12 protein-coding genes and 1 other annotated feature are annotated in these 12,748 nt (G+C 67.2%); of the genes, 3 read left to right on the top strand and 9 right to left on the bottom strand.

Going from position 1 to position 12,748, the window contains the following annotated elements; translation table 11 throughout:
* Positions 1-88: 88 nt before the first annotated feature.
* From IEV99_RS22625 to IEV99_RS22660, 8 genes are all read right to left on the bottom strand, one after another.
* A complete protein-coding gene (locus IEV99_RS22625; RefSeq protein ID WP_188520103.1) occupies positions 89-931 on the bottom strand; it encodes a universal stress protein in 843 nt (280 codons plus the stop codon).
* Positions 932-1,124: 193 nt separating this feature from the next.
* Positions 1,125-2,318, bottom strand: a complete 1,194-nt coding sequence (locus IEV99_RS22630; protein ID WP_188520104.1) for an efflux RND transporter periplasmic adaptor subunit — start codon at positions 2,316-2,318, stop codon at positions 1,125-1,127.
* Positions 2,315-4,660, bottom strand: a complete 2,346-nt coding sequence (locus tag IEV99_RS22635; protein ID WP_244644022.1) for an ABC transporter permease — start codon at positions 4,658-4,660, stop codon at positions 2,315-2,317. The genes IEV99_RS22630 and IEV99_RS22635 overlap by 4 nt, the downstream gene beginning before the upstream one ends.
* Positions 4,657-5,412 (bottom strand): ABC transporter ATP-binding protein, encoded by a 756-nt coding sequence (locus IEV99_RS22640; RefSeq protein WP_188520105.1) that lies wholly within the window; start codon positions 5,410-5,412, stop codon positions 4,657-4,659. Before IEV99_RS22640 ends, IEV99_RS22635 begins: the two co-directional genes overlap by 4 nt.
* A 36-nt stretch (positions 5,413-5,448) precedes the next feature.
* On the bottom strand, positions 5,449-6,159 hold the full coding sequence (locus IEV99_RS22645) for a CBS domain-containing protein (protein WP_188520106.1): 711 nt from the start codon (positions 6,157-6,159) through the stop codon (positions 5,449-5,451).
* A gap of 212 nt (positions 6,160-6,371) precedes the next feature.
* Positions 6,372-6,755: a hypothetical protein gene (locus tag IEV99_RS22650; RefSeq protein ID WP_188520107.1), complete on the bottom strand. Its 384-nt coding sequence runs from the start codon at positions 6,753-6,755 to the stop codon at positions 6,372-6,374.
* 199 nt (positions 6,756-6,954) lie between these two features.
* Positions 6,955-7,010, bottom strand: a sequence feature (sul1 is cis-regulatory element that is thought to sense ions involved in sulfur or methionine metabolism; They are found in Alphaproteobacteria).
* Positions 7,011-7,183: 173 nt separating this feature from the next.
* On the bottom strand, positions 7,184-7,831 hold the full coding sequence (locus tag IEV99_RS22655; protein WP_188520108.1) for a general stress protein: 648 nt from the start codon (positions 7,829-7,831) through the stop codon (positions 7,184-7,186).
* A gap of 36 nt (positions 7,832-7,867) precedes the next feature.
* The gene (locus tag IEV99_RS22660; protein WP_188520109.1) at positions 7,868-8,245 is read right to left on the bottom strand and encodes a hypothetical protein; all 378 of its coding nucleotides are present in this window, start codon (positions 8,243-8,245) and stop codon (positions 7,868-7,870) included.
* A gap of 630 nt (positions 8,246-8,875) precedes the next feature.
* Here IEV99_RS22660 and IEV99_RS22665 point away from each other — a divergent pair.
* Entirely contained in the window at positions 8,876-9,088 is a 213-nt protein-coding gene (locus IEV99_RS22665; protein WP_188520110.1) for a hypothetical protein, read from the top strand.
* A 21-nt stretch (positions 9,089-9,109) separates the two neighbouring features.
* On the opposite strand, the gene IEV99_RS22670 is transcribed toward IEV99_RS22665, so the two are convergent.
* Positions 9,110-10,945 (bottom strand): glucan ABC transporter ATP-binding protein/ permease, encoded by a 1,836-nt coding sequence (locus IEV99_RS22670; protein ID WP_188520111.1) that lies wholly within the window; start codon positions 10,943-10,945, stop codon positions 9,110-9,112.
* A gap of 174 nt (positions 10,946-11,119) precedes the next feature.
* Between IEV99_RS22670 and IEV99_RS22675 the strand changes: the two genes are divergently transcribed.
* A complete protein-coding gene (locus IEV99_RS22675; protein ID WP_188520112.1) occupies positions 11,120-11,887 on the top strand; it encodes a motility protein A in 768 nt (255 codons plus the stop codon).
* A gap of 21 nt (positions 11,888-11,908) precedes the next feature.
* Complete coding sequence (locus IEV99_RS22680) at positions 11,909-12,730, top strand: OmpA/MotB family protein (RefSeq protein ID WP_188520113.1); 822 nt, start codon at positions 11,909-11,911, stop codon at positions 12,728-12,730.
* Positions 12,731-12,748 lie beyond the last annotated feature (18 nt).

Here is a 12,748-nt window from a genome sequence, read left to right on the forward strand (position 1 = left end):
GTCGCCAACGGCCAGAAGCTGGCGCGACAGCTCGCCGCGCCAATCGGGGCGCCTGATCGTCTCAGGCGAAATCGAAGCATCCGCCACCTCAATAGGACATGAACAGTGGGACTGGGCTGCTCTTGAGGAGCGACTGCGTAACGCCTCCGAACACCAGCTCCCGCAGCCGGGAATGCACATAGCCGCCCATCACGATCAGGTCGTTCCGGCCCCAGATCGCCTTTTGCCGCAAGGCGTCCGCCGCGTCGCCGTCCACCGCCGCGATGGCGTAGACCGAGACGTTGACCCCATGGCGGGCGAGATGCGGGGCGAGCTCCGAGCCGTCGGCTGAACCGCGCAACTCCTTCTCGCCGACCACCGCGACGACTTCCACGTCCTCGGCGGCGCGCAGCAACGGCAGCGCGTCGTTGGCGGCCCGCGCCGCCCGGGCGCTGCCGTCCCACGCCACCATGATGCGCTGCGCCGAGAAAGTGGTCTGCTTCTCCGGCGCCACGAGAACGGGCCGGCCGCTCTCCGTCAGGAGCCGGTGCATCAGCTCGCGGTCCATCCCGAGGGCCTCGGGCTCGGCGTCCAGAATGGTCAGGTCCTGAAGCCGCGCCTGGGTGGTGAGCGCGTCCAGCAATTCGTGGAAGTCGAGATGGGGCGCTTCCGCTGAACAGATCACTCCGGCCATCGCGGCGCTTTTCTGCGCTTCCTCGGCGACGTGGTGCGCAAGCCGGTCCAGCCGTCGGTTCTCGGCCTCCACAGCCGCTCCCACGTACCGGCTCACGAAAGCATTGGGCAGGGCAAGCCGGACCGATGCGGCCTGCACGGTCGCGTGAGCGCCGGTCGCTTGAGCGAGCGAGAGCCCATATGCGAGCGCGGACGAGGGTCTTTCCGGTCCGAATTCTTTGGTGAGCGCGATCAGGACGCTCTTGATTCCGTCAAGCATTGGAACCTCCCATGGTGCAGGTCGACCCGAGCCTGAGCGTGTCGGCTCCCGCATCCTGCGAGCGATGGCCGGGCGACTTCCATGCGAAAGCTCAACTTTCGGTAGAATTATCTCGGTCTTTCCGGTTGGCCGCGCGGGCCCGTCGCCATCGCGGAGCATCGTTCGCCAGCCGGGAAGCTTCCAGTCGTCTCCGCTACCGCGGCGTGACGCGACCGCCATCGACAAGGCTGGTTGGGGGAAACACCACGAGCCGATCGCCGGCCGCGAGCCCCTGCGCGACAGCGGCCACCTGGACGGTGCGGCGGATCACCTGCACGGCGCGTTCCCGCGCCCGGCCGCCCTCGATCACGAACGCCGCCCAGCCGTCTCCCCGGCGGAACAGGGCGTTCGCCGGCGCCAAGGTCGCGTCCTGGATCTCCGCCACCGCGATGCGAACATCGACCCGAAAGGCGTCACCGAGCCCGGCCCAACTCGAGCGCGGGCTCGTGATGTCGACCACCACCCAGACGCGCTGCTCTTCCACCCCAAGCGCCGAAACTTTCGTGAAGCCCGCCGGCTCCACCAGACGGACCTTGCCGGCCAGCGGCTCCGGTCCGCCCCAACGGTCGATGACCACGTCCGCGCCGGGCCGAACCTCGACGGCGTCGGTGGTCAAAAGGTCGACGATGATCTCCAGGTCATGTGGGTCGCCGAGCTCTACAAGAGGCGCGCCGCTCGGCGCCACTGTTTCGCTTTCCTGGCTGATCCGGAGCACGCGCCCATCCACCGGGGCGGTGACATCCCATCGGTCCACGGAATCCTGGTCGTTATAGCGGGCCAGCAGCGCTTTTGCCTGCGCGAGCTCGTGCTCGGCGGCATGGCGGCGCAGCTGCGCCGCCTCGCGGTCGCGCTGCGCCAGCCGCAAGGCAAGCTCCTCGCGTTCGAGCTGCTGGGCCGACGAAATGCCTTTCCGGTTCAGCGTCTTCATGCGGTCCGCGTCAGCGCGGTTCTGCGCCTCCTGTTCGGTCGCGCGCTCCAGTCGGGCTTGCGTTTCCTGGACGGTGGCCTCCGCGGCCCCGACCCGCTCTTCGAGTTCGCGGCGGGTGCGCGTCTCCAGGAGCGGCGGCAGGGAAGGCAGCAGCGTCGCCACCACGCTTCCTTGGCGGACAGCGTCGCCGACCTTCAGTGTGGACCGCAGCATGCGCCCCGCCAGCGGAGCGGTCACCACGTAACGGTTCCGGATCCGGGTCCTGCCATACTCCTCCACGCTGGCGCGGAACACGCCCCGGGTGACCTCGCCCGTCTCCACAAGGCTGGGCTTCGGCCAGAATGCCCAAGCGAGCGTGGCGCCGATCGCCGCCGCCGCCAGCCCGCCGATCAGAGCCGTTCGGGTCCACGCCATCGTCATTCCCGCGTCTTCAGCGCAGCCACGAGATCCAGCCGGTCGACCCGGCGCCGGACCAGCAGCGCGCAGCCCAAGGCGGCGAACGCCACCGTGAGCGTCGCGGTCGCATAGGTCGGGGCGCTGATCACGACCGGGATCTGAAAGCTCTCGTTGTCGCGCAGCTCCAGCAGGGTGGCGACGAGCTGCCTGGCGAGAACGAGGCCGATCGGGATTGCGATCAACATCTGCACGGCGAGTTCGGCCAGCAGGATGCCTGACGCCTCGCCGCGCGTGAAGCCCAGCACGCGCAGACTCGCGAGTTCCCAGGCGCGCTCCTGCAGACCGATGCGCGCGCTGTTGTAGACCACACCGACCGCTATGATTAGACCGAACAGCGTGAGGACGACCGCGGACACGACCACCATCCCGGCGATCTTCTCGTCGAAAACCTGCAGCCAGACGCTTTTCACCGCCACGGCGGCGACGCGCGGCCGTTCGGACAGGGATCGCCAGATCGCGGAAGCCCGTGCGGGATCCACCCTGATCGCCGCCTGCGAGATGCGGTCGCCCTCCCGCATGAGGCGGTTCAAGGCGTCGATGTCGAGGTAGGCGTTGAAGCCCAGAAGCTCGTCCGCGAGGGCGACGACCGGCATGGCGACTGCCGGGCGCTTCCCGTCGAGCGCCTCGACCACCATGGCCGAACCGACCCCGACGCCAAGCCGCTCGGCCAGCCCGCGCGTCAAGGTCAGACCGTCCGGGCGCACCGGAACCCGGCGCAGGTCCTGCTCCCTGGGAACGCGCAGCTGCGCGCCGGCCGAAAGTCCTGTCAGCCCCACGCGATAGTCCCGCGGACCGGCGCGGAGGCGGACGGGCACGACACGCTGCCCCTCCACGGCCAGCACGCCCGGGATCGCCGCAATCTCGCGGGCGGCTCTTCCGGCGACCGGATCCGTGAACGACACCACCGCGTCGGCGCGGTCGACGCCTTCGAACTGGACCGCGATCATGAAGGCGAGCGCATCCCACCAGAACAGCCCCATCACGATCATCGGCACGGCCATCGCGAGGCCGAGCACGGAAAGGACCGACCGGACCGGTCGGCCCGCAAGGCCGCGGAGCGCCATCTTCGTCGTCGGCCGCCACCGACGACCAAGCGCAGCGCGGCTGAAGGCCGCCGGCGCCGCCGGGCGCATAGCTTCGGCAGGGCGCAGCGCCAGCACGCGGCGCACAGCCGCGAGGGCGCCTGCAGATCCGGCCGCGACGCTCAACAGCACGGCGATCAGCGGCGCGGGCGCGGGCATCTCGTAGATGAGCGCAGGGAAGCGAAAAAACGGCCGGTAATTATTCAACATGCCGTGGCCGTACCACACGCCCATTGCAACCCCGCCGGCGCAGCCGAGCGCGCAGAGCACGACGACAAACTTGAGGTAGTGCATTGCGATGGGACGGGACGGAAAGCCAAGCGCCTTCAGGGCGGCGATCTGCTCGCGCTGCGCCTCGACGAGACGGGCGAGGACGATGTTGAGCAGAAAGGCCGCGATGCCGAAGAAGATCGTCGGCACTGTGAGCGCCAGCGTGCGTTGCTCGGCGAGTTCATCCGACAGGAACCTGTGCGAGGGCTGGTCCCGCCGCCCATACCCGCCCCGCCCGCCATAGCGATCGAGAACCGCGTCCACCGCGGCCAGAACGGACTTTTCGGACGCGCCGGGCGCCAGGGTCGCCGCAACCGCGTTGAACGCGCCCTTCAAGTCGAAGGCGGCCGCCACCGCGTCCTCGTCCGCCCACAGCACCGCGAAGGTGCGATCGTCCGGCAGCGGGTTGCCCGGCCGGGACGCGTAAACAAATTCGGGCGAATACGCGATCCCGGCGACGCTGAACGTCTGCAGGCGGCCGTTCAGGATCACCCGGATTGGATCGCCCGGCTGCACCGACCAAGTCTCGGCAAAACCCGCGCTGACGAGGACCTCGCTACGGCCCGGCTCGAACCAACGGCCGCGCTCGAGCGTGAGCCGGTTCAACGCGGTCTGGCCGGACGACGGCAGGGCCACGATCCGACCCGCCACTGAAAGCGCGGATTGGGGCCAATCGAGCCGGACGTCCCGGATCACCCTGGCCTCGACGACGCCGACGCCCGGGATTTCGGACAGGCGCGGAACTACGCTCCTGGGCGCCCTCTCGACCTCGGCCCAGACCTGGGCGAAGCGGGCGTCATCGTAGAAGCGGTCCTGATTGGCGACCAGTGACGTATAGGTCCCGACCGACCCGACCAGAACCGTCACCCCGGCCCCGATCAAAAGCGCGATCGTGATCACCTGCGCGCGAAGCGACCAGAGATCGCGAAGGAGCTTGCGGTCGAGCAGGGTCACCAGTCCAACTCGCCGGGCGGGAGGCGGCGTTGGTTGACCTGCTCGCCGACAATGCGCCCGCCCGCAAGTCGGAGCACCCGGTTGGCCATGCCGGCGATCGCGCTGTTGTGGGTGATCACCACCGTGGTGGCGCCGACGTCGCGGTTGGCGCGGTCGATCGCCTGGAGGACGAGCTTGCCGGTTTCGACGTCCAGCGCGCCGGTCGGCTCATCGCACAACAGCGCGTCCGGGCGTTTGACGATGGCGCGCGCCACGGCCACGCGCTGCTGCTCGCCGCCGGAAAGCTGCGACGGAAAATGGTCGAGCCGCTGCTCTAGCCCAACAAGCGAAAGTGCGTCCCTCGGCTCCATCGGGTTCTCGGCGATCTCGGCCACGAGCTGCACATTCTCGAGCACCGTGAGGCTCGGGATCAGATTATAGAATTGAAAAACGAAGCCGACATGCTCGCGGCGATAGCGGGTCAGGTCGGCTTCGCTCGACCCGGTGAGTTCGTGATCGCGCCAGCGGGCCGTGCCCGACGTTGGCGCGTCGAGCCCGCCCAGGATGTTGAGCAGCGTCGATTTGCCTGAACCCGACGGCCCCAGCAGCACCACGAACTCCCCGGCCATGATGTCGAGATCCAGGTCCCGCAACGCAAACACGGTGGCCGCGCCGGAGCCATAGGTTCGGCAAAGCTTGCGCGCCACGAAAACCGGATCGTCCGGCCGAACGGGCTGGCTCACGAGGGATGCGGGGCTGGCGCTCTCAACCATGGAGCGACCGCCTGAGGCTCCCCGGCGAGCAGAAGCTCATGGGCCGGGCGGCGCGAATGCGTCGCTGAAGGGCACGATGGTCACCATCTCGTCGTTGACCGTCGTCACGCCGGGCACGTTTTCGGCCAGAACGCGAAGGCCGTCCCGCTCGCGGTCGTCGAAGATGCAGCCGGACAGCGTGACTGCGCCATTTGTGACGGAAGGCCTGATCGTTGCCTTCGGCGCCCATCCCTGCGCTTCAAACGCAGCCAGAAGGGCGGAGCGGATCTCCGCGTCCGACGCCGGCGCCGCGACCTTGCCGCGCGCCAGGATGGCGTCCAGGGCGCGCAGCAAGTCGGCGCGGCTGACGATGCCGACCAACTGTCCGTTGCGCAGCACGGGGATGCGCTTGATCCTGTTCTTCTCCATCAGCTGCACGATGGCGCTCAGGTCCGTGTCTTCATCCGCGCTCACCACGTCGGTCGTCATGACTTCGCACACGACACGTCCGTGCGTCTGGGCGAACTCGGCGGACATGCGGCCGGGTCCAAGCAGGAACTCCAGCCACTTCGGCCTGTGCGGCTCGGTCGCGAGTTCGGACCGCCGGAGCAGGTCGCCCTCGGAGATCATCCCTACGAGGCTCCCGCCGGCGTCGGTGACCGGCAGCCCGCTGACCCTGTGCGCCAACATCGCCCGGACGGCGTCCGCGAGCGGGGCCGTGTCCCTGACGGACACCACGCCGAACGACATCACATCTTTCGCTTTCACGTGTCCCCCCTTTCGGGCGATCCGGGGCGTCGGGCGTGGCCTGCAGGCGGAGTGAGCCGCCCGCCTTGGCCAGCGCGCCCGGGACCGAACGCAGACCCGCACGGACGCCGTGCAGGCCGAGGCGCGCGATCATCCGCCGAAACGCCGACGCGGGCGCTGACGTGGATCAATCGAGGGAATACGCCTGTCTTTCGGGGGCAGTCAGCGCCGGCTCAGAGACAAGCCAGGCGCGCCGCAATATCGAGCCACCCGAGGCCGCCGGCGACCGCGAGGGATCCGCGTTCGGCGAAGAAGCGGGCAAGACGCTTGTCGATGGCCAGAACCTCCGGGCCGAGCCCCTCGACGAGCCGTCGCAACACCACGAGCGCCGTTTCGGGAACCGCGTAGGAACATCGCTCGCCGTGAAAGAGGTTGCCGAGCTTCACGACCTGGCCGTTCCGCTGCAGCACCGCAAGAGCGCGGCGGACCGCCGAGCGCTGCGCGGCCGTAGGCTCGTCGACGTCGTAGATCGTTCTCGCAAGGTTCGGAGCGCTCATGTGCTCGACCTGGCGCAAGGCCTTCAGGATGCCCTGCTCGACGGGACGCTTCTTCGTCATGGCTTGCGCGCCCCGAGGCGAAAGCCGGTCGCCGCCGGGGACAAAGCCAGCCGGAGGGCGATGACCGCTAGCGGACGAGCGCGCAAATGTGAGCGCCAGCCGCGACGGACGGATAGGGTTATTGCCATGATGACGGGGATCCGCATAAGCAAGACGAGCGCGCTACAGAGTCGAGCGGCGTCAAAGTCTCGGACATTTGCGTTGTCCGGCGGATCGGCGGCCGGAAGAGCCACCCGGAATTTCACCGGGTCCTTGCGATAACCTTTTGTAGCCGCCCCACGTGGCCGTCGCAATACGCTATTTGAGGGTGCTCGCGCCTACGACTTGGGGCGATGATCACTGCGCCCAAACGCAAAACCGCCGCCCGGGAGAGTCCGGGCGGCAATCTGGTGTCAGCGGCGACCTTGAAGGTCGCCGTCCACGTCAGGTCAGACCGTGTAGGAGCGAACCCGGGTGCTGCCCAGCGTGGCGTCGCGACGGACGCCCGCCGACGTCGAGGCGGTCGTGACGGCCGATTCCGCGCCGGTGTAGCGGCCGTTCCAGCCTTCCGAGCGCCAGGTCGACTCGCGCTGGCTAAGGTCGATCGTGCCCTCGTCGTCGAGGATGTCGACGATCTGGGCGTGGTTGGCGTCATTGGCCCGCACGGTCACGAGCGTGCCGCCGCGGTGCACCGCCTCCGCGTAGGTGTGCGCGTCAGCCTCGTCGACGCCAGCGCCCGCAAGCGAGCCCAGGATGCCGCCCGTGGCCGCGCCCGCCGCCGCGCCGACCAGCGTCGAGGCGAGCCAGCCTGCGGCGACCACCGGGCCGAGGCCCGGAATGGCCAGCATGCCGAGGCCGGCCAGCAGGCCTGCGCCGGCGCCCAGGGTGGTGCCGACGGTCGCGCCGGTGCCGGCGCCCGTCTTGGCGTCGTCATGCACCGGAGATCCGGTGGTCGTCGAGTAACGGTCCCGCTCGGCGGCGTCGTTGGACACGATGCTGATGTCCTGGTGCGACACGCCGGCGCTTTCCAGGCGTCCCACAGCGGTTGCGGCGTCGGAATAATTGTCGAATACGGCGGCTACTGTTCTGCTGTTCATAACAAATCTCCAATTGTCAAAATCGGGCGCGCAGGCTTACTCAGCCGCGATGTTGCCCTTGTAGTCGAAACCGACCGTGACGCTCTTGCCGTTGTGCATCGCCTTGCCGCGCCAGATCCCCTGATCGTCTTTCTTGAGGTCGGTCACGTTGCTGAGGCCTGCGCCTTCCAGCTTGGACTTGGCCTGACCTTCGGTGAAGCTGTTGGCGCCCTTTTCGAGCGCGCTCGACTTCACGATGTTCACGGTTCCGGACGTATTGGCGCTGGAGGGCGCGTTGCCGTTGGGGTTCACGGCCTGGTTGGACGATCCCGTCGCACTGCCCGTTCCGGGCGAAGCGGGAGCGGGGTTGGTCTGGGCCATGGCCGCGCCGCTGAGCAGCAGGGCGGCGCTGACGAGCACCAAGACACGCTTCATGAATAATCTCCCGCAAAATGACGCAGCGGTGATTTGCTGCACCTGCCTAATTCATGGTCACCCTAAGTGTTCCATGAAATATGCGTAAGAAAGATCATGGGGTATGCTGCGGCGTTCAAGCTTGAAGGCCCACGCAAGCTGGCCTGGCACGGAATTTATCCACCAGAAACTGAAGCGTGACTGTGAATCCGCCGTTTGATCCCGACCGGTCCCGAGTGGCCTTTTCTCGCGTCAGGGCGCGAAAAAGCCGCCATGGGTCACCCCAGGCGGCGTTCGCGGCAGTTCTCGAGCGATCAGCGCGCCATTACATCCGTGGTCGGACGAAGGCTCGGGCGGCGCACCCACTCGGACAAGCCGGGATGCGCATGGTTTATTAATGGCGGCCGAAGATGTCGAAATGATGACATCTATCAATCTTTCCTATTGTCGAGCGACGCTGATTGAAGTTTACTGTTCCGGCGTTGCCGAATCCGGTTTCGGATCATGAATGGCGCCGCAAACCGATGGTCTCGCGCTATTGAGAGACCCGGTGCTTTGTAGGTCGCGAGGAAAAATCTCGTTACCAAGTTGTGTTGCTGAAGGATCCGTCACGATGGTTTGCGTGATAGACGGATCAGGAGGATTTTCGCCATGAGTCAACTTGAGCGGCTCGAACATGTTCTGGCGCTGTGCTCCAGCGCGCGCCGTCTAGCCAACCCCAACCAGGAGCCGCTGGTCGCCAGACTTCTCGATATGCTGCTTCTGGAACTCGGCGAAACGCTGGCGCAAACACCCGGGCACCGTGTGCGGATCATGCATGGCTTCACGCCTGTAGAGCAGGGGCGCGCGCCGCCGGAGTACTGATCACGCCGGCGCGCGCCGATCTCACTTGCCCGAGGGGATTTCCGTCCCCGCCGGCGCGCTTGTTCCCGCAGGGAGCGCCGCCGGCGCGTTCGCGGTCGGCTTCGGCCCCTCGTCCATGAACTGCGCCTTGGCGAGCGCCGCGAAGCGGCCGCCGGCCGCCACGAGCTGGTCGAAGGACCCGGTCTCGACGATGCGGCCGTGGTCGAACACCAGGATGCGGTCCGCAGACCGAATGGTGGCGAGCCGGTGCGCGATCACGAAAGTGGTGCGCCCGGCCATCACCTCCTCGAGGGCGATCTGCAGCTTGGCCTCGGTGCCGGCGTCCAGCGCCGAGGTGGCTTCGTCGAGGATCAGGATGGGCGGGTCCTTCAGCAGCGCCCGCGCGATCGAGATGCGCTGGCGCTCGCCGCCCGACAGGGAGCGCCCGCGCTCGCCCACCATGGTGTCGACGCCCGCTGGCAGCCGCTGGATGAATTCGGCCGCCTGGGCGCGCTCCAGCGCCAGCGTGATCTCGGCGTCCGTGGCGTCCGGCCGGCCGACGCGCAGGTTCTCGTCGATCTCGCGTGCGAACAGCATCGGTTCCTGGAACACCACGCCGATGTTTCGGCGCAGCGACGTGAGCGAGACGTCGCGGATATCGCGCCCGTCGATGCGGATGTGGCCCGACTGCGGGTCGAAGGCGCGATGCAGCAGGCCGAGCGTTGTGGACTTGCCCGAGCCGGTTGCGCCAACGAGCGCAACCGTTTCGCCCGGCCGCACCGCGAAGCTCACATCCGTCACCGCCGAGCGCTTGCCGTCATACGAGAAGCTCACGTCCTGGAACTCCACCAGGCCGGTGGCGCGTCCAAGATCCGGGGCGCCAGGCGCATCGCGCACGGCCGGCGTGGTGTCCAGCACGTCGAAGAATTCCTGCAGCTTCGGCACCTGCAGAAACAGCGCGTTGATGAAGGTCACAACCTGCTCCATGCGGGAGATCAGCATGGTGGCGAGGCTCATGAAGGCGACGATCTGGCCCACCGTGGCGAGGCCCTGCAGGTTCAGGTAGGTGCCGAGCAGGAAGATGCCCAGGATGGTGAGCGTCGCGGAGGCGCGCGTCGCCACGGCGGCCAGCGCCCACCAGGACAGCACCGGGATCTGCGCCTTCAGGAGCTGGTCGGTCAGATCCCGCATCGCCCGGGTCTCGTGCTCGATGCGGGTGAAACTCTGGATCACCGGCACGTTGCCGAGCGCGTCCGAGGCGTGCTCGGCGAGCGACGAGTTGTAGCGCTCCACCGAGCCCTGCATCGTCTCGGTCTTGCGCAGCACGCTGGTGGTCAGGATGGTGAACACCACCATCAGGATGACGAGCAGCAGGCCCAGCCGCCAGTTGATGAACAGGCTCAGCGGCAGCAACACCACCAGCGTCACGAAGGATGCGAAATGCTCGCGGAAGAAGGACAGCAGCAGGCCCTGCATGCCGCCCGCGCCGTCCAGCATCACCTTCAGCACACGTCCCGAATGCGTCGCGGTGTGAAAGGACAGCGGCAGCGTCAGGACGTGCTCGAAGAAGTTCGCCATCACGGCGAGGCGGCGGCGATGCGCGATGCGGTCGGCGTGCAGAGCCACCAGCACGCCGCCCGCGATCGTGAACAGGCCGAAGCCCACCCAAGCGGCGATCACCGGCGCGAGCTCGCCCCAGCTGGGCGCGACCTTCACGGCCTGGGCGTGCGACAGAAGGTCGATGATCTTGCCGAACAACAACGGCTCGGCGAATTGCGCGACCGCGAGGCCGACATTCGCGAGGGCGAGCAACACGCCGAGGCGCGCCTCGGGGCCGAGTTGCTGCAAGACGCGGACGTAAAGACGAAAAGTCGACATGTCGGTACTCAGGCTGCCTTGGCCGTTTATCGCATGCGGAGATCGAACGCCAACCGATGCGTTCAGCGCCGCACAACCACGCTCACTTAACCGTTCTTTCAGCCGCGAAACCTATGATTGGTTCCATCTGCGCAGAAGCGCCTCGCACGCCCAGAACGTCGGGAAAGCACCGTCATGGATTTCGCAACCGCCGTCGGCCTCGTGTTCGGGTTCGGCGTGGTCTTCACCCTGATCGCGATGGGCGGAAGTTTTTCGCTCTACTACGACATCCACGCGGTGATCGTGATCGGCGGGGGATGCACGGCCGCGACCATCATTCGCTTCCCGTTCTCGGCGTTGATGCACGGCCTGCCGATGGGCATCAAGTTCGCGTTCAAGATGCGCAGCATGAACCCGCGCGACCTCATCGACGAGATCACCAAGATCGCCGACACGGTGCGCAAGACCGGCCCTACTTCGCTGGAGAACGTCCAGGTCGACGATCCTTTTCTGGCCCAGGGCGTGCGCTATCTGGCGGACGGTTACGACCGCGACTTCATCCGCGACGCCATGGAGCGGGACCGCGACAACTTCCTGCAGCGCCTCGACGAGGGTCAGAAGATCTATCGCCACGTGGGCGACGCCGCGCCGGCCTGGGGCATGATCGGCACATTGGTCGGCATGGTGCAGATGTTCGCCAACATGGACGACCCGTCCAAGCTCGGCCCCTTCATGGCCATCTCGTTGCTCGCGACCCTTTACGGCGCCCTGGTCGGCAATCTCATATGCCTGCCGCTGGCCGACAAGTTGCACCTGAAGCTCGAAGAGGAGGACATCTCGCGGACGCTGATCATCGACGGCGTCCTGCAGATCCGCGACTCCAAGAGTCCGACGATCGTGCGCGAAATGCTCATGGCATACCTCTCCGATCACGACCGCCACAGCATGGCCGAAGCCGCCTGACGGGGCCGAAGGGAACAGCCCATGGCGCGCAAGAAAGCTGGAGGCCACGGTGGGCACGGCTGGTTCGTGACCTTCGCGGACCTGATGGCGCTGCTGATGAGCTTCTTCGTGATGCTCACCGCCATGTCGACGCAGGACCAGAAGAAGATGCAGGCGGTCGCGGGCTCCATGCGCGACGCTTTCGGGGTGCAGCGCGAGTCGCGCTTCGCGGGCGTGATCGAATCCGACGGCATCCCGACGCGCCCAAACCTCAAGAACATCAAGCAGGCGCCGCCAGAGCAGGGCTCGGATTTCACGGCCCCGAGCCAGTTCGACCGCCCCGACGACGGCATCGCGGTGACGTCCTTCGACCGCGCCTTCGCGCTCGCGGCTGCGTCCCTGCGCCAGGCGCTGCAGGACATGCCGGAGATCACCGAGGTTTCCAAGAACATCATCATCGAGGAAACCAAGGACGGCCTGAACATCTCGCTTGTGGACCAGGACGGCCGGGCGATGTTCCCCGATGGCTCGCGCGAGCCGTTTGAGCGGACCAGAAAGGTGCTGCAGTCGATCGCGCCGGCCGTGCGCAAGATGCCGAACCGGATTGCGGTGGGCGGCCACACCTCGGCGGCGAGGCCCGGATCGCGGCCGGGCTGGACCGCCTGGGAGCTTTCGGTCGGCCGCGCGTCCGCGGTGCGCGAGATCCTGGCCAACGCCGGCATCCCGGACAACCGCTTCGCCTCCGTCACCGGCAAGGCCGACACGGAGCCGATGTTTCCGGACAATCCCTATCTGCCGGCCAACCGGCGCGTGACGATTACGCTGCTGCGTGAGGCGCCGCCGCTGCCGTTCGGCAAGTTCTAAGGCGCAATCCCAGAGTGG

This window comes from Alsobacter metallidurans, assembly GCF_014636935.1.
GTDB classification, from domain to species: Bacteria; Pseudomonadota; Alphaproteobacteria; order Rhizobiales; family Beijerinckiaceae; genus Alsobacter; species Alsobacter metallidurans.